The 20,210-nt window shown below is 72.0% G+C and carries 20 protein-coding genes and 1 pseudogene; 12 read left to right on the top strand and 9 right to left on the bottom strand.

Features of this window, described 5'->3' with window-relative positions:
- Nucleotides 1–22 precede the first annotated feature (22 nt).
- From FL583_RS13505 to FL583_RS13495, 3 genes are read right to left on the bottom strand one after another with little or no spacing between them, the layout of a single operon-like run.
- The gene (locus tag FL583_RS13505; protein WP_142704963.1) at nucleotides 23–1,060 is read right to left on the bottom strand and encodes an ABC transporter permease; all 1,038 of its coding nucleotides are present in this window, start codon (nucleotides 1,058–1,060) and stop codon (nucleotides 23–25) included.
- Entirely contained in the window at nucleotides 1,057–2,538 is a 1,482-nt protein-coding gene (locus tag FL583_RS13500) for an ABC transporter permease (RefSeq protein WP_142704962.1), read from the bottom strand. Before FL583_RS13500 ends, FL583_RS13505 begins: the two co-directional genes overlap by 4 nt.
- On the bottom strand, nucleotides 2,535–4,037 hold the full coding sequence (locus tag FL583_RS13495) for a sugar ABC transporter ATP-binding protein (protein ID WP_142704961.1): 1,503 nt from the start codon (nucleotides 4,035–4,037) through the stop codon (nucleotides 2,535–2,537). Before FL583_RS13495 ends, FL583_RS13500 begins: the two co-directional genes overlap by 4 nt.
- A 212-nt stretch (nucleotides 4,038–4,249) precedes the next feature.
- Here FL583_RS13495 and FL583_RS13490 point away from each other — a divergent pair, with 212 nt between their 5' ends.
- Together FL583_RS13490 and FL583_RS40920 are read left to right on the top strand one after the other, a co-directional pair.
- Complete coding sequence (locus FL583_RS13490) at nucleotides 4,250–5,248, top strand: LacI family DNA-binding transcriptional regulator (protein WP_142704960.1); 999 nt, start codon at nucleotides 4,250–4,252, stop codon at nucleotides 5,246–5,248.
- Nucleotides 5,249–5,757: 509 nt separating this feature from the next.
- Nucleotides 5,758–6,789: pseudogene (locus FL583_RS40920) on the top strand (phosphatase PAP2 family protein); the annotation flags it as partial.
- 50 nt (nucleotides 6,790–6,839) lie between these two features.
- Here the strand turns inward: FL583_RS40920 and FL583_RS41640 are convergent.
- Nucleotides 6,840–7,550 carry a TetR/AcrR family transcriptional regulator gene (locus tag FL583_RS41640; RefSeq protein WP_142704958.1) on the bottom strand — a complete coding sequence of 237 codons (711 nt, stop codon included), beginning with the start codon at nucleotides 7,548–7,550 and terminating at the stop codon, nucleotides 6,840–6,842.
- A 23-nt stretch (nucleotides 7,551–7,573) separates the two neighbouring features.
- Nucleotides 7,574–8,353, bottom strand: coding sequence for an HAD-IIA family hydrolase (locus FL583_RS13475; RefSeq protein WP_142704957.1), 780 nt, complete (start codon nucleotides 8,351–8,353; stop codon nucleotides 7,574–7,576).
- Between the two features lie 32 nt (nucleotides 8,354–8,385).
- On the opposite strand from FL583_RS13475, the gene FL583_RS13470 reads away from it, so the two are divergent.
- Nucleotides 8,386–9,423 carry a PHP domain-containing protein gene (locus tag FL583_RS13470; protein WP_142704956.1) on the top strand — a complete coding sequence of 346 codons (1,038 nt, stop codon included), beginning with the start codon at nucleotides 8,386–8,388 and terminating at the stop codon, nucleotides 9,421–9,423.
- Here FL583_RS13470 and FL583_RS13465 read toward each other — a convergent pair.
- Nucleotides 9,404–9,766, bottom strand: a complete 363-nt coding sequence (locus FL583_RS13465; protein ID WP_170323632.1) for a DoxX family protein — start codon at nucleotides 9,764–9,766, stop codon at nucleotides 9,404–9,406. The two genes, FL583_RS13470 and FL583_RS13465, sit on opposite strands and share 20 nt — an antisense overlap.
- A gap of 98 nt (nucleotides 9,767–9,864) precedes the next feature.
- Here FL583_RS13465 and FL583_RS13460 point away from each other — a divergent pair, with 98 nt between their 5' ends.
- The 6 genes from FL583_RS13460 to FL583_RS13435 all read left to right on the top strand — a co-directional run bounded on the left by FL583_RS13460 (nucleotide 9,865) and on the right by FL583_RS13435 (nucleotide 13,265).
- On the top strand, nucleotides 9,865–10,077 hold the full coding sequence (locus tag FL583_RS13460) for a hypothetical protein (protein ID WP_142704955.1): 213 nt from the start codon (nucleotides 9,865–9,867) through the stop codon (nucleotides 10,075–10,077).
- A gap of 32 nt (nucleotides 10,078–10,109) precedes the next feature.
- Entirely contained in the window at nucleotides 10,110–11,252 is a 1,143-nt protein-coding gene (locus FL583_RS13455; RefSeq protein ID WP_142704954.1) for an XdhC family protein, read from the top strand.
- Nucleotides 11,253–11,364: 112 nt separating this feature from the next.
- On the top strand, nucleotides 11,365–12,048 hold the full coding sequence (locus FL583_RS13450) for a lysophospholipid acyltransferase family protein (RefSeq protein WP_142704953.1): 684 nt from the start codon (nucleotides 11,365–11,367) through the stop codon (nucleotides 12,046–12,048).
- A 100-nt stretch (nucleotides 12,049–12,148) separates the two neighbouring features.
- Complete coding sequence (locus FL583_RS13445) at nucleotides 12,149–12,472, top strand: STAS domain-containing protein (RefSeq protein WP_170323631.1); 324 nt, start codon at nucleotides 12,149–12,151, stop codon at nucleotides 12,470–12,472.
- A gap of 20 nt (nucleotides 12,473–12,492) precedes the next feature.
- Complete coding sequence (locus FL583_RS13440) at nucleotides 12,493–12,927, top strand: hypothetical protein (protein WP_142704951.1); 435 nt, start codon at nucleotides 12,493–12,495, stop codon at nucleotides 12,925–12,927.
- Entirely contained in the window at nucleotides 12,924–13,265 is a 342-nt protein-coding gene (locus tag FL583_RS13435; RefSeq protein WP_142704950.1) for a DUF3817 domain-containing protein, read from the top strand. Before FL583_RS13440 ends, FL583_RS13435 begins: the two co-directional genes overlap by 4 nt.
- On the opposite strand, the gene FL583_RS13430 is transcribed toward FL583_RS13435, so the two are convergent.
- Genes FL583_RS13430 through FL583_RS13420 form a run of 3 tightly spaced genes read right to left on the bottom strand, consistent with a single transcriptional unit; the run spans nucleotide 13,250 to nucleotide 16,222 of the window.
- Nucleotides 13,250–14,959, bottom strand: coding sequence for a bifunctional 3'-5' exonuclease/DNA polymerase (locus FL583_RS13430; RefSeq protein ID WP_142704949.1), 1,710 nt, complete (start codon nucleotides 14,957–14,959; stop codon nucleotides 13,250–13,252). The genes FL583_RS13435 and FL583_RS13430 overlap by 16 nt on opposite strands.
- 30 nt (nucleotides 14,960–14,989) lie before the next feature.
- Nucleotides 14,990–15,937, bottom strand: a complete 948-nt coding sequence (locus FL583_RS13425; protein ID WP_142704948.1) for an aldo/keto reductase — start codon at nucleotides 15,935–15,937, stop codon at nucleotides 14,990–14,992.
- Between the two features lie 9 nt (nucleotides 15,938–15,946).
- Complete coding sequence (locus FL583_RS13420) at nucleotides 15,947–16,222, bottom strand: DUF6158 family protein (RefSeq protein WP_142704947.1); 276 nt, start codon at nucleotides 16,220–16,222, stop codon at nucleotides 15,947–15,949.
- Between the two features lie 232 nt (nucleotides 16,223–16,454).
- On the opposite strand from FL583_RS13420, the gene FL583_RS13415 reads away from it, so the two are divergent.
- Genes FL583_RS13415 through FL583_RS13405 form a run of 3 tightly spaced genes read left to right on the top strand, consistent with a single transcriptional unit; the run spans nucleotide 16,455 to nucleotide 20,170 of the window.
- Nucleotides 16,455–16,814, top strand: a complete 360-nt coding sequence (locus FL583_RS13415; protein WP_142704946.1) for an STAS domain-containing protein — start codon at nucleotides 16,455–16,457, stop codon at nucleotides 16,812–16,814.
- A 56-nt stretch (nucleotides 16,815–16,870) separates the two neighbouring features.
- Nucleotides 16,871–18,070 carry a phosphoglycerate dehydrogenase gene (serA, locus tag FL583_RS13410; RefSeq protein ID WP_142704945.1) on the top strand — a complete coding sequence of 400 codons (1,200 nt, stop codon included), beginning with the start codon at nucleotides 16,871–16,873 and terminating at the stop codon, nucleotides 18,068–18,070.
- An 18-nt stretch (nucleotides 18,071–18,088) separates the two neighbouring features.
- On the top strand, nucleotides 18,089–20,170 hold the full coding sequence (locus FL583_RS13405) for a SpoIIE family protein phosphatase (protein ID WP_142704944.1): 2,082 nt from the start codon (nucleotides 18,089–18,091) through the stop codon (nucleotides 20,168–20,170).
- The last annotated feature ends 40 nt before the right edge of the window (nucleotides 20,171–20,210 follow it).

Below are 20,210 nucleotides of genomic sequence, written 5' to 3'. Positions count from 1 at the left end.
CCCTTTCGGGTGGGGTGGGGGGTTATCGGGAAAGCTGTCGTAGCCGCCATCGCTCCCGGATCCAGGTGACGGCGTTGGGGGCGAGCACGGAGATGATCAGCAGGCCGCCGGTGACGAGCATCAGCGTGTCCGGCTTGACGTCCTCGAGCGTCAGCGCGTTGCGCAGCACGCCGACCAGCAGCACGGCCACGAGGACGCCGGGCAGCGTGCCGCGTCCGCCGAAGATCGAGACGCCGCCGAGCAGCACCGCGGCGACGACCGTCAGCTCGAGGCCGTTGGCGTTGTCGGCGCGCGAGCTGGCGAACCGGAACGTGTAGATCACCGAGGCCAGCCCGGCGAACGCGCCGGACGCGACGAACAGCCAGAACGTGATCCGCTTGACCCGGATGCCGGCGAACCGCGCGGCCTCCTTGTTCGAGCCGATCGCGTACAACGAGCGGCCGATCGGCGTCGCATGAAGGACGATGCCCACGACGATCGCGAGCACGATCACCAGCACGGTGGGGTACGGGATCGGCAGGCTGCCGAGCGTCTTGGCCGGCCAGGCGGTGTAGTTGAGCGGGAAGTCGGCGACCGCCTTGTCGCCGAGGAACACGTAGGCCAGGCCGCGGTAGAGCGCGAGCGTGCCGATCGTGACCGCGAGGCTCGGCAGGCCGACGACCGTCACCAGGAAGCCGTTGAACGCTCCGGCCAGCGCGCCGACCACGATGACGATCGGGATGATCGACTCGATCGACAGGCCCGCGTTCCACAGCACGCCCATGAGCGCGCTGCACATGCCCAGGTTGGAGGCGATCGAGAGGTCGATCTCGCCGATCACGACCAGCAGCGTGAGGGTCAGCGACATGATCGCGATCTCGATGATGTCGAGCTGCAGGTTCGTGATGTTGAACGAGCTGTCGAAGCTGTCGACGCCGAGGGACGCGGCCAGGATCACGAAGATCAGCAGCGCGGTGATCGCGCCTTCCCAGGACAGCAGCCGCCGGAACGGCGAGCCCTCCCCGGAGGAGGTGGTGGCCTGCTCGGACGTGCCGGGCGGCGGCAAAATCGTCGTACTCATCGCGCGCCTCCCTTGGCGTCAGCAGCAGTCGTCTCGCCGTCGGCCGCGGCGGCGGTGGGCCGATCGCCGTCGGCCGGCTCTCCGGCCGGCGAAACCGTCGCGGTTCCGGTCGTCGGTCCGGTTCCGTCTCCGGTGGTGGCCTCGCCGTTCGTCACCGCTTCGGTGGACGCCCCGGGAGGCGCGCCATCGGCGGCGGGATCCGGGCCGCCGGCGGCCGCCGCGCCACCCACGGCCGGGCCGTTCGCGGACGCACGATCGGCGGACGCGCCGTTCGCGGGCGCGCCATCGGCGGACGTGCCATTCGCGGGCGCGCCGTTCGCGGGCGTGCCGGTCGGCGGGGCTGCCGGCAGGGTGGTGGCGCCTCGGCTGGCGCTGGCCCGCAGGGCGCGTTCGGCGCGGAGGGCGAGCAGGCGGTCGAGGGTGATCGCGGCGAGCAGCAGCGCACCGTCGATGGCCCGCTCCCAGAGCGCCTCGACCTTCAGCACCACCAGCGCCGACCCGATCGTCGACAGCAGCAACGCGCCGAGCGCGGCGCCGATCACCGTGCCGCTCCCACCGAAGATCGCGACGCCCCCGACGACCACCGCGGCCACGACGTTCAGCTCGAACCCGGTCGCCGCGGTCGCGTCGATCGTGCCGAACCGGGCCGCCCAGAGCACACCGGCCAACCCGGACAGTGCCCCGGTCAGCACGAACGCCGCGAACACCCGCCGCCCGACCGCGATACCGGCCAGCCGGGCCGCCTCGGGGTTCGACCCGATCGCGTACAGCTCCCGCCCGGACCGCAGGTTGCGCATCCCCCAGGCGACGATCGCCAGCAGCACCAGCGCGATGATCACCAGGAACGGCACCCCGAGCACCGACCCGCTACCCAGGTCGAGAAACGTCTTCGGCATGTCGGCCGCGTTGATCTGCCGCGAGCCGGCCAGCCAGAAGTCGAAGCCCCGGAACACGTAGAGCGTGCCCAGCGTCACCACCAGGGCCGGGATCCGGCACACCGCGACCAGCACGCCGTTGATCACGCCGCACACCGCGCCGATCAGGATCCCGACGACGAACGCCAGCACGATCGGCACATCGTGGTCGGCGAAGAGCAGGCCGGTGACGAACGCCGAGATGCCGAGCACCGAGCTCACCGACAGGTCGATGTTGCGGGTGACGACGACCAGCGTCTGGCCCACCGCCAGCAGCCCGACGATCGCGGTGTTGAGCAGGATGTCCTTGAGGCTCTGCACGCCGATGAACCGGGGGTTCACCGCCGCGGTGGCCCCGAACAGCAGCAGGAGTGCCACGACGAGCCCGAGTTCACGAGCCCGCGCGAGCCGCCCGAGCAGCGCCGCCGCCGATCGCTGCCGCGCCGCGCTCTGCGCGCCGCCTCCCGGGGCGCCGCTCTGTGCGCCGCCCGGGGCGCCGCCGCCCGGGCCGCCGCCGGAGCCGCCGGATCCGCCCGGCGCACCCGCCGCGACCGGGGCGCTCATGCCGCCCTCCGGCCGACCGCGGCGGAGAGCACGGTCTCCTCGGTGGCGTCGGCTCGGGAGAACTCGGCCGCGAGCCGGCCCTCCCGCATCACCAGGACCCGATCGGCCATGCCGAGCACCTCCGGGAGTTCCGACGAGATCATCAGCACCGCCACGCCCTGCGAGGCCAGTTCGGACAGCAGCCGGTGCACCTCGGCCTTCGTCCCGACGTCGATGCCCCGGGTCGGCTCGTCGACGATCAGCACCTTCGGCGCGGTGGCCAGCCACTTCGCCAGCACGACCTTCTGCTGGTTGCCACCGGAGAGCACCCCGACCGCGTCGGACAGGCTGCGGTACTTGAGCTGCAGCTTCGTCGCCCACTCCTGGGCCAGGTTCCGCTCGGCGCGGCCGCCGAGCAGCCCGAACCGCGCGAGGGCGCCCATCTCGGTCATCGACGCGTTCCGGGCGATCGAGAGCTCCATGACCAGGCCCTGCTGACGGCGGTCCTCGGGCACCAGCGCGATCCCGGCGTCGATGGCCGTCGTCGGCCGCCCGGGCTTCAGCGCGCGGCCGAAGACGGACACCGCTCCGGCGTCGTACTTGTCGATCCCGAAGATCGCCCGGGCGATCTCACTGCGGCCGGAGCCGACGAGCCCGGCCAGCGCGACGATCTCGCCGGTGCGGACCTCGAACGAGACGTCGGTGAACACGCCCTCCCGGGTCAGACGCTCGACCCGCAGCCCGACCTCACCCGGCGTCGTGTCGATCTTCGGGAACAGCGCGTCCAGATCGCGGCCGACCATCCGGCGGACCAGCTCGTCCTCGGTCACCGACGCGATCGGGTCGGACGAGACGAACTTGCCGTCGCGCAGCACGGTCACCCGGTCGCAGAGTGCGTAGACCTCGTCCAGGCGGTGCGAGATGAACACCAGCGCGGCCCCGTCGGCCTTCACGGTTCGCGCCACGGCGAACAACCGCTCGACCTCGCGGGACGAGAGCGCCGCGGTCGGCTCGTCCATGACGATGACCCGCGCATTGAGCGAGAGGGCCTTGGCGATCTCGACGAGCTGCTGGTCGGCGATCGAGAGCCCGCTGGCCGGCCGGTCCGGGTCGAGCGCGACGCCCAGCCGGGCGAACAGCGCGTCGACCTGCGTCCGCATGGTCTTTCGATCGATGGCGCGGAAGCGGCCCAGCGGCTGCCGTCCCATGAAGACGTTCTCGGTGACCGACAGGTCACCGAAGAGCGTGGGCTCCTGGTAGATCACCGCGATGCCGGCGTCGCGCGCGGCAGCCGGATCGGCGAACGTGACCTCGGCCCCGGAGAGCGTGACGGTCCCGGAGTCCGGACGGTGCACGCCGGCGAGGATGCGGACCAGCGTCGACTTGCCGGCGCCGTTCTCCCCCATCAGGGCGTGGATCTCGCCGGGATAGAGGTCCAGCGAGACGCCGTCGAGCGCCCGTAACGCGCCGAATGTCTTGCCCACCCCCTCGAGGGAGAGCAGGGGCTCGCCGTTGGTCACAGCACACGCTCCGTTGCGAGGAATAATGAATCGTTTCAACTCAGTGGCGCCGACCGTACGAGTGAGCGCCGTCACGTGTCAACGGTTTCGCCTGCGTGACATTTCTGTGACCTCTCGCTGCCCGGGGCCCTTAAGCTGGCCGGTGATCTGAGACGTTTCAAATTGGCCGGTGCAACAAGTACGCTCCCGCCAGACCGGGAGAGGGGCACCGCATGGCGACGACGAGCATTCGGGAGGTCGCGGAGAGAGCCGGGGTGTCCGTCGGAACCGTCTCCAATGTGCTGAATCGTCCGGAGGCGGTGGCGCCCGCGACCCGCGAGCGGGTCCGCCGGGCGATCGAGGAGTTGGGCTTCGTCCGCAACGAGTCGGCCCGGCACCTACGCGCCGGCCGCAGCCGCACGCTGGGTCTCGTCGTCCTCGACGTCACGAACCCGTTCTTCACCGACGTCGCCCGCGGAGTCGAGGACGCCGCGAACGAGGCCGGGCTCGCGGTCATCCTCTGCAACTCCGACGAGCGTCGCGAGAAGGAGCAGGCTTACCTCGACCTGCTCGAGGAGCAGCGGGTGCAGGGCGTGCTGATCACGCCGGTCGACATCGACGGCGACCGGCTGGCCCGCCTGCGCCGGCGCAGCGTCCCGGTCGTGCTGCTCGACCGGCACGCCGGTGAGGGCGACTACTGCTCGGTCGCGGTCGACGACGTCCTCGGTGGCGAGTTGGCGGCCGCGCACCTGCGCGACCTCGGCCACGAGCGGATCGCCTACGTGAGCGGACCGATGAGCCTGGCCCAGTGCGCCGACCGGTACCAGGGCGCGGTCGCGGGCGGCGACCTGGAGATCCTCGCCGGGGCCGCGCTGAACGTCGCGTCCGGCCGGGACGCCGGCGAGCGCCTGCTCGGCCTGCGCAACCCGCCGACCGCGGTCTTCTGCGCGAACGACCTGCTGGCGCTGGGGGTGCTGCAGGTGATGGTGTCCCGTGGGCTGTCGGTTCCCGGCGACCTGTCGATCGTCGGCTACGACGACATCGAGTTCGCCGCCGCCGCGGCGGTTCCGCTGAGCTCCGTGCGGCAGCCCCGCCACCTGCTCGGGCGCACCGCCGCCGAGCTCCTGTTGGCCGAGGCGGACGCGACGGACGCGCACGTCCATCGGCAGGTGAGGTTCTCCCCCGAGTTGGTGGTGAGAGCCTCGAGCGGCCCGCCCAAACACACGTACTAGCCGATCGGGCCGTGCGCGCGTTGCAGGCGGCCGCAACGGCTCAGGCCCGTTCCGCGGCCCGCGTCTGCATCGGGTCTGCACCCGCCCGGACTTCTGAGTCGCCCGATCGGGGCGGGGTCGTTCCGTGGCGCCGGTTCGGGAGATGGTCGTCCGCGGGCCGTCGCGGCCCCATCGGCGCGGGCCCCGGTCGGGCGAGCGGCGCGAGGCGCTGAGTCGACCGATCCGGTGGGGTCGACGACCGTGCTTCGGCATGCGAGCGCCGGCGGGCCAGAGCGTGACCGAAAGGCGACAGTTGGAGGGGTGGAGGCGTCGACACGGTGTGAGCAGGCACGCTGGTAGCCAGTTCGTGTCGTAACGGCATCCGTGTGACCAACAACATGCATGTAGCAACTTTGCAGATTCTGAAAATTAGCGCATCGTAAGCCTGTGAACAGCAAAGACACGCACCCACCGACTACGCGGTGAGTACTACTTTGCATTGCGCAGTAGTGTCTCTCGCGTAGGAGGTGATGCGAGTGAAGAGTGATGTGCTCCGGCGCGCGTTACGTGAGGTACCGCTGATCGCCGCGCTGTACCTCGCGTACATGAGCGGCCGTTACCTGGCGTCGCATCACACCGGCACCGCGTTCGCCCACGCCGAGTCGGTGTGGGCGTTCGAGCGCCGCATCGGCTTACCGAGCGAGCACTGGATCCAGCAGGCCGCGCTGCACTGGCCGACGCTGATCGAGGCGATGAACACCTACTACGCCCGGGTCCACTTCCCCGCCACCGTCGCCGTGCTGGTCTGGCTGTTCGTCCGGCGGCCGGGCGCCTACCCGTGGTTCCGCTGGACGCTCGCCCTGCTCACCGGCTTCGCGCTGGTCGGGCACATCTTCTACCCGCTGGCCCCGCCGCGGATGCTCACCGACCACGGCATGGTCGACACCGCCCACGTCTACGGGCAGTCCGTCTACGGGCCGGTCGGCACCGGGCTGGCCAACCAGTTCGCGGCGATGCCGTCACTGCACGTCGCCTGGGCGGTGCTGGTCGCGATCGCGCTGATCCGGACCCTGCAGACCCCGTGGCGCTGGCTCGCCGTATTACATCCGGTGACGACGCTGGCCGTCGTGGTCGCGACCGGCAACCACTACTGGCTCGACGCGATCGTCGGCTGCGCGCTCCTGATCGTCGCGATGGCGATCGTCGAGCCGGGCCCGCTGCTCGGCACCGTCACCGTGGCGCGCGCCCGCGCGGTCGCGGTCGCCTCCCACCACGTCTGGCCGTTCATCCGGTTCGTCGTGGTCGGTGGCGCCTCGACGCTGCTCTCCGCGGTGATCTTCGTGCCGTTGCTCCTGGTCATGCCGTCGGCCGTCGCGAACACGGTGGCGTCGATCGTCTCGACCCTGCTCTCCAACGAGGCCCACCGGTCCTGGACGTTCCGCAGCGACCGCAACGGGCTCCTGGCCCGGGTCGCCGCGGCCGGCACCGTGCTGCTCTCCTACCTGGTCACGACCGGCGCGCTGCTCGTCCTGGACTCGACGACCCCGCACGCGAGCCACACGCTCGAACTGACCGTGATGCTCATCGCGTCCGCGGTCGGCGGCCTGGCCCGCTACCTGCTGCTCGGGCTCCGCATCTTCCCGGCCGCCGAAGCCGCCCCCGCCTCCGTAGCCGCCGGCCCCGCCGCCGGAGCCGACACCGCGCACCCCGGACTCGGCAACCCGGCCAGCACGCACTCCAGCGCACTGTCGATGGCCTCGTCCAGCGCCGCCTGATCGCACCCCTCCGACGCCAGCGTCATCATCGTCGAGCCCAGCACCGCGACCGCCACCGACGCGACCAGCCGCGGGTACGCGTCCCGGTCGGCGTCGAGGCCGGCGCGGCGGGCGACGTCCTCCGACAGCACCCGGCCGAAGCCCCGGAACAACTCGTGCGCGAACGGCACCAGGTGCGGCTCCGACCGCAGGATCCGGGCCCGGAGCAGCGTCCGCTCCCGGTGCTCGACGTCCTGCGCGACGCCGAGCGTGTGCAGCGCGGCCCGCAACGCCACCAGCGGATGCTGTCCGTCGGGCTGGGCGGCGAGCGCCGACGCCAGCTCGTCCGCCTTGCCGCTCAGGTCACCGACCAGCACGTCCCGCTTCGTCGGAAAGTGGTAGTGGAACGACCGGACGCTGACCCCGGCCTCGGCCGCGATCTCGTCGACCGTCGTGGCCTCGTAGCCCTTCTCGGCGAAGAGCCGCAACGCGGCGTCCTCGATCACCGACCGGTTCGCGAGTCGCCGCGCGACGCGCCGATCGGGTCGCTGACTCCGAGCGTCGCCCATCGGGTCTATGGTGCCCGCAGGAATCAGACCTCGTCGACCAGATCCGCGACCGAGTTCAGGATCCGCGACGGCCGGAACGGGAACCGGTTCACGTCGGCGGCCTGGGTCACGCCGGTGAGCACCAGCACGGTCTGCAGCCCGGCCTCCATCCCGGCGATCACATCGGTGTCCATCCGGTCGCCGATCATCACGGTCGACTCGCTGTGCCCGTCGACCGCGTTCAGCGCCGACCGCATCATCAGCGGGTTCGGCTTGCCGACGAAGTACGGCTCGACGCCGGTCGCCTTGCTGATCAGCGCGGCCACCGCCCCGGTCGCGGGCAGCGCACCCTCGTGCGACGGGCCGGTCGCGTCCGGGTTCGTCGCGATGAAGCGGGCCCCGCGATCGATCAGCCGGATCGCGGTCGTGATCGCCTCGAAGCTGTAGTTGCGGGTCTCACCCAGCACGACGTAGTCCGGGTCGGCGTCGGTCAGGATGTAGCCGATGTCGTGCAGCGCGGTCGTCAGACCGGCCTCCCCGACCACGTGCGCGGTGCCGCCCGGCCGCTGGTCCTCGAGGAACTTGGCCGTGGCCAGCGCGGACGTCCAGATCGACTCCGGCGGCACCGCGATGCCGGCCCGCTGCAGCCGGGCCGAGAGGTCACGCGGCGTGTAGATCGAGTTGTTGGTCAGCACCAGGTGCCGGCGACCCGTCTCGACGAGCTTCGCGAGGAACTCCGGCGCGCCGGGAACCGGCACACCCTCGTGGACGAGCACCCCGTCCATGTCCATCAGCCAGCACTCGATGTCTTTACGCGCGGTCATACCCCACAGGTTCCCACGGGTACGGTGTCGGGGTGACGGACACCCGACGTGACCCGGTCGCCGATCTCCGGCGGATCGCGTTCCTGCTGGAGCGGGCCCACGAGGCCACGTACCGGGTGCGCGCGTTCCGGTCGGCCGCGGCGGCGGTCGAGAAGCTGGACGAGAACGAGCTCCACGAGCGCGCCGAGGCCGGCACGCTGAAGAAGCTCCAGGGCATCGGCGACGTGACCGCCCGCTGCGTCGCCGAGTCGCTCAACGGCGAGGAGCCGGTCTACCTGCGCCGCCTGGAGGCCACCGCGGGCACGTCGGTCGACGAGGCCGGCAACGCCCTGCGGGCGCTGCTCAAGGGCGACTGCCACGCGCACTCCGACTGGTCGGACGGCGGCTCGCCGATCCGCGAGATGGCCGAGGCCGCGCGCAGCATCGGCCACGACTACCTCGTGCTCACCGATCACTCACCCCGGCTGACCGTCGCGAACGGGCTGAGCCCGGAGCGCCTGCGGCAGCAGTTGGACGTGGTGGCCGAGCTGAATGCCGAGCTGGCGCCGTTCCGCATCCTCACCGGCATCGAGGTCGACATCAACGAGGACGGCACGCTCGACCAGGAGCCTTCGCTGCTGGAGCGCCTGGACGTCGTCGTCGCGAGCGTGCACTCCAAGCTGCGCGCCCCGAAAGACGTGATGACCAAGCGGATGCTGCGCGCGATCGAGGACCCGAACACCGACGTCCTCGGGCACTGCACCGGCCGGCTGGTCACCGGGCGCGAGTCCACCGGCCAGGGCAAGCGTCCGGAGAGCGAGTTCGACGCCGACGCGGTGTTCGCGGCCTGCGCGGAGCGGGGCGTGGCGGTCGAGATCAACTCGCGGCCGGAGAGGCTCGACCCGCCGAAGCGGCTGCTCCGGCTGGCCGTCGAGGCCGGCTGCCACTTCGCGATCGACACCGACGCCCACGCGCCCGGCCAGCTCGACTGGCAGCCCTACGGCTGCGCCCGGGCCGCCCTCTGCGGTGTCGACCCGGCGATGGTGATCAACACCTGGTCGGCCGACGACCTCATCGCCTGGACACGCTGAGGGCCCAGGCGACCAGCGGAATCTGGAACGGTAGCCGACCGTAGGCGATGGCCTTGGCGGTGCCGGAGCGGGCGTCCAGAGCCATCTGGCAGTTCGCCGGGAACACCCCGACGAAGAGCGCCGCGGCCGCCAGGCCGCCCACCCGCCGGGTGCGGGGAACCGCGACCAGCGCCGCGCAGGCCAGCTCGGCCGCTCCGCTGATCGCGACCAGCGCCTCGGGATTCGGCAGCGCCCGCGGGACGATCCGGGTGAACGGCTTCGGCGCGACGAAGTGCAGGACGCCCATCGCGGCCAGCCCCCCGGCCAGCAACCCCGGCGAGGCCTTCTTCCAGCGAGATGCCATCCGCAAATTCTGTCACGTTCCCTCACCCCCTACCCTGCCCACGGACGCGGAAGCGGACCGTAACGTAAAGAAGTCGCTCCACTACCCAAAGGAGTTCCGTGGACCTCGGCGAGGCGGACGGCACGCTGCGGGACAACCCGAACGCGTTCGTCATCATCATCTTCGTGATCCTGGCGGGCCTGCTGCTGAATTGGGCCCAGCGCAAATGGATGTCGAAAATGTCCCGTCGAAACCGGATCTTCTTCATCGGCGTCGGCGCTTTGATCCTCGGCGGCGTCTTTTACGGATACGTCTACGACGTCAACGCCTAGGTTTCCGCCTCGCTACGAGCAATAGTGGATTTATGCGCGAGGTCCTGGACGAGCTGTATTCCTGGTGGGAAGCCGGCCAGTCGGTCGGCGTCGGCACGGTGATCGCCACCTGGAAGAGCGCGCCTCGGCCGGCCGGGGCGTCGATGCTCGTCGGCCCGGACGGCACCGCGGTCGGCAGCGTCTCCGGCGGCTGCGTCGAGGGCGCGGTCTACGAGCGGGCGCAGGAGACGATCGCGTCCGGCGACCCCAGCCTGGAGCGCTACGGCGTCTCCGACGACGACGCGTTCGCGGTCGGGCTCACCTGCGGCGGCATCCTCGACGTGTGGGTCGAGCGCATCGACCGGACGACCTACCCGGAGTTCGGCGAGGTCGTCGGCTCGATCCGGGCCGGCGCGCCGGTCGCGGTCGTGACGTGCGTCTCCAGCACCGCCGCCCCCACCGGCGACGACCGGGTCGGCCGTCGGCTGGTCATCTGGCCCGACCGGGTCGCGGGCACGCTCGGCTCGGCCCGGCTCGACGAGGCGGTCGCCGACGACGCCCGCGGGTTGCTCGCGGCCGGCCGGACCGCGACCGTCCACTACGGTCACGACGGCGAGCGGCGCGGCGACGACCTGACCCTCTTCGTCGCGAGCTTCGCTCCTCGTCCGCGGATGATCGTGTTCGGCGCGATCGACTTCGCCGCCGCGCTCGCGCGCATCGGCTCGTTCCTCGGCTACCGCGTGACGGTGTGCGACGCGCGTCCGGTGTTCGCCACCAAGAAACGGTTTCCGGACGCCGACGAGGTGATCGTCGACTGGCCCCACCGGTACCTGCAGGCCGAGTCGGACGCCGGACGGGTGGACGAGCGGGCCGTGCTGTGCGTGCTCACCCACGACCCGAAGTTCGACGTCCCGGTGCTGGAGGTCGCCCTGCGCATCCCGGCGGCCTACGTCGGCGCGATGGGGTCCCGGCGCACGCACGAGGACCGGCTGGACCGGCTGCGCGAGGCCGGGCTGAGCCCCGCCGAGACCGCCCGGCTGGCCTCCCCGATCGGCCTCGACCTGGGCGCCCGGACACCCGAGGAGACCGCGGTGAGCATCGCCGCGGAGATCGTCGCGGGCCGCTGGGGCGGTACCGGAGCGCGGTTGTCCACGTTGCACGAGGCCATTCACCGGGAACATTCCGTACTGGCCTAAGTGCTGTGAGTCACTCTTACCCTCGTCCGGACGCGGCCCGCCCGTCCCACCCCGCCGCCGGGCGCTCTAGGGTGATCTCGTCGCACCGCAGTGTCCGTGGGGAGGAGTTCTCATGGCGTACGGCCTGAGCAGAGTGGTCGCGGGCCCCTTCCTCCACCTGGCGTTCCGCCCGTGGGTGCAGGGGAAAGAGCACGTGCCGGCCACGGGTGGGGCGATTCTCGCGTCCAACCACCTCTCGATCCTCGACTCGGTGTTCCTGCCGCTGATGATCGACCGGGACGTCGTCTTCGTCGCGAAGCAGGAGTACTTCACCGGCACCCGGCCGATCGACCGGCTCACCGCCCGGATCATGCGCGGCCAGGGCCAGGTGCCGATCAACCGCGGCAACAACCGGGCCGCCCAGGAGGCGCTCGACGCCAGCCTCAAGATCCTGCAGGGCGGCGACCTGTTCGGCATCTACCCGGAGGGCACCCGCTCCCCCGACGGACGGCTCTACCGCGGCCGCACCGGGGTCGCCTGGCTCGCGCTGACCGCCGACGTCCCGGTCGTGCCGGTCGCGATGATGAACACCGAACGGGCCCTGCCGCCCGGCACCAAGGTCCCCCGGCCGGTCAAGGTCGGCGTCCGGATCGGCGAGCCGCTGACGTTCGAGGAGTACAAGGGCCAGGCCGGCAAGGCCAGGGCCCGGCGCGCGGTGACCGACCAGATCGTGGCCGCGATCGGGGCGCTCTCGGGGCAGGAGTACGTGCCCAACTACGCTCCGAAGAAGGACGCGGATTCCGATGCCGAGGCCTGACCGCCCGAGATCCCTCTACGATCGTGGGCTGGCGCCGGAGCCGGCCCCGTTCCGCGGGGTGGTCCGGGTCGGTGACCGCGTCCGGTCCGGAGGGGAGCTGATGGACAGCATGCCGTGGTCGCTCAGGATCGAGCGGCTGGGGAACGAGGTCGTGCTCCGGGTGGCCGGTGCGCTCGACCTCGACACCGCGAGCCAGCTGCGTTCCGCAGGCACGTCCGCGCTGCGTGAGTCCGGTCCGGCGCCGACGCTGACCGTCGACCTGTCCGAGGTGACGTTCCTCGACTCGACCGGGCTCGGCGTCCTGGTCACGCTCTGGCACGAGGCCCGCAACATCGGCGGCAAGTTCCAGGTGGCCCGGCCCTCGGCGGCGGCCAGCCGGATCCTCGAGATCACCGGCGTCGACGCACTCTTCGACCTGACGTAGACAAGCGGTAACCTCTGGACGTGCGGTCGGTCCTTCTCTCCCCGCGGTGGCTGGTGCGCCACGCGGTCGCGATCGTGCTCATCGCCGCCTGCTTCGGCCTCGCCTGGTGGCAGTGGGGGCGCGCGCACTCGCTCACCGGCACCGCGCAGAACCTCGGGTACGCGTTGCAGTGGCCCGCGTTCGGCGCCTTCGTCGCCTACGCCTGGTACCGGATGCTGCGGCTGGAGCTGCACCCTCCGTCCGAGAAAACCGAAACGGAGAAATCCGAGGCGGACGCCCCGGCGGAGCCGGGCCGGCGCACGGTGGCCGTGCGGCGCCGGTACCAGCCGGTCGCGCCGCCGCCCGAGCCCCCGGCCGACTCCGCCGACTCGGCCGACGAGGAAGCCCTCGCCACCTACAACGCCTATCTGGCCGCGCTGAACAAATCATCCGAGTCCGGAAGGACCGCCCCGTGAACCCCTCCGTCAAGTCCGCGCTGACCCGTTACCGGATCGCGGCGTACGTGGTCGGTACCGGCCTGCTCGTGCTCGTGCTGGTCGCGATGCCGCTGAAATACTTCGCCGACAACCCGACGCTCACCGAGACGATCGGCCCGCTGCACGGCTTCTTGTACATGGTGTACCTGGTCGTGGTGCTCGACCTGTCGGTGCGGCTGCGCTGGCCGGTGCTCAAGATCGTCGGCGTGATGCTGGCCGGCACGATCCCGTTCGTCTCGTTCATCATCGAGCGGCGCATCCACCGCCAGGTCGTCGAGCAGTACGAGTCGCGCAACGAAGCTCATGCGTCCGCGTAGGACGTGACGACCGCGAGGTCGAGCGGGAACCGCACCGGCGTCGGCCCGAACAGCAGCTGACGGGCCTCCTCGGCCGACGCGACGACCGCCTCGCTCACCTCGTCGGCGAGCTCGGCCCGGCAGTGCACCATCACCTCGTCGTGCTGGAAGAACACGAGCCGGGCGCCGTCCGCGTCGGCCGGGCCGGGCGGCATCGCGTGCAGCCGGCGGCGCAGCCCGGCGACCAGGATCAGCGCCCACTCGGCCGCGGTGGCCTGCACGAGGAAGTTGCGGGTGAAGCGCCCCCGGGCCGCCCGGCGGGCGTCGCTCGTGGGCGGCTCGCCGCCCTCGTCGCCGGTCGGTGAACCCTCGCCGGTGGCCGCGCCCTCCTCGAACGAGGCCCCGGGCGGCGGGCACGTGCGGCCCAGCCAGGAGCGCACCAGACGGCCCTCTTCACCGGCCCGGGCGGCGGCGTCGACGGTGGCCAGCGCCTCCGGGAAACGGCGGCGCAGGACGTGCGCCAGCCGGCCGCCCTCGCCGCTGGTCTGCCCGTACAGCGCGCCGAGCATGCCGATCTTGGCCCGGGCCCGGTCGTGGTCGAACGCGTCGGCGGCCAGCGCGGTGTAGAGGTCACCGGACGCGGCGAACTCGGCCAGCCGCCGATCGCCCGAGATCGCCGCCAGCACCCGCGGCTCCAGCGACGCCGCATCGGCCACCACGAACACGTGCCCCGGATCGGCCACGACGGCCTGACGGGCGATCTTCGGCAACTGCAGCGCCGCCCCGCCCCGCGTCGCCCACCGCCCCGACACGACCGCACCGGGCACGAACTCGGGCCGCATCCGTCCGCCCGAGACCCAGGTGTCTTGCCAGGCCCAGCCATTGGCCGCGAACAGCCGGGACAGCTCCTTGTAGGCGAGGATCGGCGCGACCGCCGGGTGCTCGACCCGCTTGAGGACCCACGAGCGCGTCGACGGGATCTGGATGCCGGCCCGCCCGAACGCGCGCACGACGTCGGCCGGCGCATCGGGGTTGACCTTGGCGCCGCCGAACGCGTCGCGCACCTCGGCGGCCAGCTCGTGCAGCCGCACCGGCAGGTCACCCGGCAGCGGACGCGGCCCGAGCAGCTGTTCGAGCAGCGCGTCGTGGCGCTGCACCGACCACGGCAACCCGTCGTGCCCCATCTCGGCCGCGGCCAGCGCCCCGGCCGACTCGGCCGCGATCAACAGCCGGAACCGCTCGGGCCGCTCGACCGCCGCGACCCGCCGCAACTGCGCCCGGTACACCTCGGCGAGCTCGGCGATCGGCTCGCCCTCGGCCGTGGGTTCGGCGTCCAGCGCGAAGAGCGAGGCCTGGACGTCACGCGGACGCGGCGGCGGATCGGGAGGCACCGGCAGACCCCGGGCGCGGGCCAGCGCCGACCCGAGCGACTTCGGCGCGCCCCAGTGCCCGTCGTACCCGTTGAGCAGCGCCTCGGCCAGCTCCAGGTCGTGACACCGCCCGACCCGGACGCCCGCCCGCAGCAGCGCCGGGTACACGGCGGCCGCAGTGGGCCAGAGCCACCGGGGCTTCGACGCCCGCTCCCGCGCGGCCACCTCGCGGGCCAGCACCGCACTCTCGGCGAACCACCGCACGGGGCCGGCGACGGTGCCTGCGGCATCGATCTCCGCCAGCCACCCACCGCCGCCCCACCCCGGAACGAGCGCGATCAGCACGCCGTGATTCTCAGCCGCCGGTACGACAATTCACGACCGGGCCGGCACGAGCGCGTCGATCGCGGCCAGTTCCCCGGCGGTCGGCACCCACTCCCCCGCGGCCGCGTTCGCCCGCACCTGCTCGGCCGTCGTCGCCCCGGCGATCACCGAGCTGCAGCCCGGTAGCGCCCCGAGGCCGCCGATCGCGATCTCCAGCAGCGAGCGGCCGGCCTCGGCGCCCCACCCGGCCAGCGCCTCGACCCGGTCGAGCTTCTCGTCGGTGACGTAGCCGTCGCGCCCGGCCAGCCGCGACCCGGCGGGGGCCGGCCGACCCCGCCGGATCTTGCCGGTGAGCAGCCCGTTGGCCAGCGGGAAGTACGGCAGCACGCCGACGCCGTAGTGGCGCGCGGCCGGTACCAGCTCGCGCTCGACGTCGCGCTCCAGCAGCGACCAGTGGTTCTGGGCCGAGACGAACGGCGCCGTGCCCAGCTCCCGGGCCACGTGCGCGGCCTCGGCCAGCTGCCACCCGCTGAAGTTCGAATGCCCGATGTAGCGCACCTTTCCGGCCCGCACCAGCTCGTCCAACGCGGCCAGCGTCTCCGAGATCGGTGTCACCGGGTCGGGCGTGTGGAGCTGGAGCAGGTCGATGTGGTCGGTGCGCAGGCGGCGCAGCGACTCCTCGACCGCCCGCCGGACGTAGGCCCGCCCGCCCTTGGCCCCGGCCGCGGGCCCGTAGCCCATGTCCGACCCCTGCGAGCCGAACTTCGTCGCCAGCACGACCTGGTCGCGCCGGCCGGCCAGCACCTCACCCAGCGCGCGCTCGGAGGCACCGCGGCCGCCGTAGCCGTCCGCCGTGTCGAGCAGCGTGATGCCGGCGTCGAGCGCCGCGTCGACGACCGCGCGGGTCGCGTCGACGTCCAGCCGCCCACCGAAGTTGTTGCAGCCGAGCCCGACCGCCGAAACCAGCAGTCCGGAGTCCCCGAGCGGTAGATAGCGCATACCCCGACACTATTCGCGGGCCCGGGCACCCTCCCGCAGCCGGGCCGGGTCGACCTCGCGCTGGGGCCAGCGCCGGAGGTACTCCGACTCCAGGTCGGCCAGGCGCACCGTGTGGGCGTCGAGGGCGTCGTCCGAACCGTGACGCAGCGTCTCGTGCCTGGTGTCGTGCAACCGGCGCAACTCGCGCAGCAGGTCGTCGTCCGTCAGCTGTTCGGGCTCGACGCCGAGCCCGCCCGCGCTCCCCAACGCCCCGCTGGACGCTCCGGCACCACCGTCGACCGTCATGTCTCACCCTTCTCGTCCGTCACGTCCGGGGGACCTACCCGCCGCCGTTGTCGCTAAGCGCGGCCCGGCTCCACGATGCTCACGGTCCGCCACTAAGATTGCCGCGGACTGCCCCCGTTCGGGGCAACTCTCGGGTCGAGCAGACGGCCTCCAAGCGATGCGACGCGGACTCACTCCTGGCGCCCCCATGCCGGTTCCGCGCCGCTGATCGGTCGCAGGAGGACCACGCCCCATGGAAAGTCGCAGCAACGGTTGGCTATCACCGCAGAGCAGAGTCAGCACCACGGTGACCGGCGGGCTGGTGACGGTCACTCTCGGCGGCGAAATCGACCTCCTCGTCGTCGATCTGCTGGAGGCCGCGCTCGGCACCGCGACCGACGCGCAGCCGGCCGACGTCGTCATCGACCTCGGCGCGGTGACGTTCATCGGCTCGCAGGCGCTCAGCTTCCTCGTCCGCATGCATCACCTGACCGCCGAGGAGGGCCGGCTGACCACCCTGCAGCGGGTGCCGCCGATGGTGCGCAAGGCGATGGTGACGGTCGGCCTCGACCTGCTGTTCGCGCTGGAGGAACCCCCGGCTCCGGCGAAGTGACCGACGCCGCCACGCGGGGATTTCAGGTCGGGGCGCCAACGAGCGACAATGGGGCCATGCTCAAGGCACTGCTGCTGGAGAACGTGCACCCCCACGCTGTATCGATCCTCGGCTCGGCCGGTATCGAGGTGGACGCGCGGCCGGGCGCCCTCGACGAGTCGGACCTGATCGACGCGCTGTCCGGGGTCCACCTGCTCGGCATCCGCTCGAAGACCCAGGTGTCGGAGACCGTCCTGGAGAAGGCGTCCGACCTGCTGGCCATCGGTGCGTTCTGCATCGGGACGAACCAGATCGACCTGGTCTCGTCGGCCGGGCGGGGCATCGCGGTGTTCAACGCCCCGTTCTCCAACACCCGCAGTGTGGTCGAGCTCGCGCTGGCCGAGATCGTGGCGCTGACCCGCCGGCTGACCGAGAAGAACAAGGCGCTGCACGAGGGCGTCTGGGACAAGTCGGCCGAGGGCAGCCACGAGGTGCGCGGCCGCCGGCTCGGCATCGTCGGCTACGGCAACATCGGCAGCCAGCTCTCGGTGCTGGCCGAGGCGATGGGCATGTCGGTCGGCTTCTACGACACCGCCGACAAGCTCGCGCTGGGTAACGCCCGCCGGTACGCCAGCCTGGAAGACCTGCTCGACTGGGCCGACGTCGTGACGCTGCACGTCGACGGGCGGTCGGGCAACGCGGGCCTGTTCGGTGAGGCGCAGTTCGCCCGGATGCGTCCGGGGTCGATCTTCCTCAACCTCTCGCGCGGGTTCGTCGTCGACCACGTCGCGCTGCGCAACCACATCGTCAGCGGTCACCTGGTGGGCGCGGCCGTCGACGTGTTCCCGCACGAGCCGAACAAGCGCGGCGACGAGTTCGTCTCCGACCTGCGCGGCCTGCCGAACGTGATCCTGACCCCGCACATCGGTGGGTCCACCGAGGAGGCGCAGGAAGACATCGGCCGGTTCGTCGCCGGCAAGCTGCGCAGCTTCCTGGAGACCGGCAGCACCACGCTGTCGGTGAACCTCCCGCCGCTCAACCTGGAGCAGACCCCGGGCACCCACCGGCTCGCCCACCTGCACCGGAACACGCCGGGCGTGCTCGCGACCGTCAACCGGATCCTGGCCGAGCACGGCGTCAACATCGAGGGCCAGCTGCTCAACACCCGCGGCGAGCTCGGGTACGTCGTCACCGACGTGCCCGGCGTGCTGTCCGACGATGTCCTCGCCGCGCTGCAGGCGATGCCGGAGACCGTCTGCCTGCGTCAGCTGGGATAGGGACGGGGCTGTCAGCGGGTGAAACTCGCCAGGCGGACGTTGCTGCGGCGCACGCTGCAGGGCCGGCGCCGGGTCTGGATCGCCGGACCCGGCCGCTGGCTCGCGGGCGCCCTCCTCCCGCTCGGTCCGGCGCTGATCATCGCGACCACGCCGACCGTGCAGGTCATCCCTGGTTTCCTGTTCCTGATCGCGGTGGTCGGGGCGACGGTCGTGGCCGGCCGAGGCCCGGGGATGCTCGCCGCGTTCGTGGCGACCGGCGGGCTGCTCGCCGCGGTCGCCTGGCCGCGGCAGGCGCTCCCGCCCGATCAGGCCCGGGGCTGGTTGTGGGCGGCGATCTTCCTCGGGCTGACCGCCCTGTCGGTCGTCTGGGTCGACAACCTCCTGTCCGACGCCGCCCGGCGCGCCACCGCGGTCCTCGATCCCCTGGTCGAGGCGGCCCCGGTCGGCATCGCGCTGTTCGACCGGGACCTGCGGTTCGTCCGGGTGAACGCGGCGATGGCGCGGCTGAGCCGGACGACGCCGGCCGCCCACCTCGGGCGGACGCTGCCCGAGGTCGTCCCGGACGTGCCGGACTCGCTGATCACGCAGCTCCGCGCGGTGCTCAGCGGCGGCGGCGTCCTGCGTCAGCAGGTGATGCCGATCACCACCCCGCCCGGGACGACGACGCACCTGGTCGTCGACGCGTTCCCGGTGCGGTTCTCGGGCGGGCCGAGCAGCCCGATCACCGGGGTGGGCGCGGTCATCGCCGACGTCACCGAGCGCTACCGGCTGGAGCAGCTCGAACGCGAGACCGAGCAGCTGGGCGCCACCGCGCGCCTGTCCCACCGGCTGCTGGAGTCGCAGCGGATCGCGCAGCTGGCCGGTTTCGAGGTCAGCGTCACCGGCGAGCGGACGATCTGGTCGGCCGAGCTGTGCGCGCTGATGCAGCGCACCACTCCCCCGGCGACGCGGACGGAACAGCTCGCCCACATCCACCCCGACGAGGTCGAGCGGCTGCAGGCCGTGCAGCAGCGGGCGATCGAGACCGGCTCGCCATTCACCGTCGAGACCCGGATGATCCGCACCGACGGCGAGGTGCGCGAGATGCTGGTGCACGGCGAGGTCGTCCGCGCCGGTGACGACCCCGACGACACGGATGCCGAGGTCGTCGGCCTGTGGGGCGTCGTCCAGGACGTCACCGACGTCAAGGCGGCCAAGGGCGAGCTGGTCGCGACCCAGGGCCGGCTGCACACGGCCGAGGGCCGGCTGGTCACCGCCCAGGGCCAGCTGGTCACGACGCAGGGCCAGCTCAGCACCGCGCACGGCCAGCTGGTGACCGCGCGGGGCGAACTCGTCGCCGCGAAGCAGGACGTCGCCGAGGCCCGGGCCGAGGTACAGGCCGAGCGGCGGGTGCTGGAGCTGTTCCAGCGCGCGATGCTGCCGGCCACGCTCCCGGACGTGCCCGGAGGGGCGCTCAGCGCCGACTACCTGGCCGTGGCCGACCGGATCGACGTCGGCGGCGACTGGTACGACGCGTTCGGGCTGCCGGACGGCCGGATCGGGCTCTCGATCGGCGACGTCATCGGGCACGACCAGCAGGCGGCCGCGATCATGGGGCAGATCCGGGCGGTCGCCCGCGCCTACACGCTGGAACAGCCCGAGCCCGGTGACGTGCTGACCCGACTCAACCGTCTGCTGATCACCGGGTACCCGATCGGCACGCTGGTCAGCTCGGTGGTCGGGCTGTACGACCCGGCGACCGGCGAGCTGTCCTGGGCGAACGCCGGGCACCCGTACCCGCTGGTCTCGGCGGACGACGTCACCGTGCTGCAGAGCGCCGAGCCGATCCTGGGCGCGACGATCTCCCGGGTCTACCCGACCCGGACGCTGCGGATCCCGGGCGGCGGAACCCTGCTCTGCTACACCGACGGGCTGATCGAGCGGCGGGCGTCCGACCTCGATCTGGGGATGGAGAAGCTGTCCACGGTGCTCGCCGGCGTGACCGCTCAGCCGGTCTCCGCGCAGGACGTCGTCGACCGCGTGACGGCCGGAATGATCGCCGACGAGCCGCTCGAGGACGACGTGTGTGTTCTCGCTCTGCGTCGGCATCACGTAGGGTAGGGGTACCGCCCAACTTCGAGAGGACCTCCTCTGCCGCCCA

The organism is Cryptosporangium phraense, assembly GCF_006912135.1.
GTDB classification, from domain to species: Bacteria; Actinomycetota; Actinomycetes; order Mycobacteriales; family Cryptosporangiaceae; genus Cryptosporangium; species Cryptosporangium phraense.
Note: the sequence above shows the minus strand (reverse complement) of the source record. Positions and strands in the feature narration are given on the sequence as shown.

Bases quoted from the DNA above. Each gene is read 5' to 3' on its own strand.
- FL583_RS13505 (WP_142704963.1), bottom strand. From the start codon at position 1,060: ATGAGTACGACGATTTTGCCGCCGCCCGGCACGTCCGAGCAGGCCACC.
- FL583_RS13500 (WP_142704962.1), bottom strand. From the start codon at position 2,538: ATGAGCGCCCCGGTCGCGGCGGGTGCGCCGGGCGGATCCGGCGGCTCC.
- FL583_RS13490 (WP_142704960.1), top strand. From the start codon at position 4,250: ATGGCGACGACGAGCATTCGGGAGGTCGCGGAGAGAGCCGGGGTGTCC.
- FL583_RS41640 (WP_142704958.1), bottom strand. From the start codon at position 7,550: ATGGGCGACGCTCGGAGTCAGCGACCCGATCGGCGCGTCGCGCGGCGA.
- FL583_RS13475 (WP_142704957.1), bottom strand. From the start codon at position 8,353: ATGACCGCGCGTAAAGACATCGAGTGCTGGCTGATGGACATGGACGGG.
- FL583_RS13465 (WP_170323632.1), bottom strand. From the start codon at position 9,766: ATGGCATCTCGCTGGAAGAAGGCCTCGCCGGGGTTGCTGGCCGGGGGG.
- FL583_RS13455 (WP_142704954.1), top strand. From the start codon at position 10,110: ATGCGCGAGGTCCTGGACGAGCTGTATTCCTGGTGGGAAGCCGGCCAG.
- FL583_RS13450 (WP_142704953.1), top strand. From the start codon at position 11,365: ATGGCGTACGGCCTGAGCAGAGTGGTCGCGGGCCCCTTCCTCCACCTG.
- FL583_RS13445 (WP_170323631.1), top strand. From the start codon at position 12,149: ATGGACAGCATGCCGTGGTCGCTCAGGATCGAGCGGCTGGGGAACGAG.
- FL583_RS13425 (WP_142704948.1), bottom strand. From the start codon at position 15,937: ATGCGCTATCTACCGCTCGGGGACTCCGGACTGCTGGTTTCGGCGGTC.
- FL583_RS13420 (WP_142704947.1), bottom strand. From the start codon at position 16,222: ATGACGGTCGACGGTGGTGCCGGAGCGTCCAGCGGGGCGTTGGGGAGC.
- FL583_RS13415 (WP_142704946.1), top strand. From the start codon at position 16,455: ATGGAAAGTCGCAGCAACGGTTGGCTATCACCGCAGAGCAGAGTCAGC.
- serA (WP_142704945.1), top strand. From the start codon at position 16,871: ATGCTCAAGGCACTGCTGCTGGAGAACGTGCACCCCCACGCTGTATCG.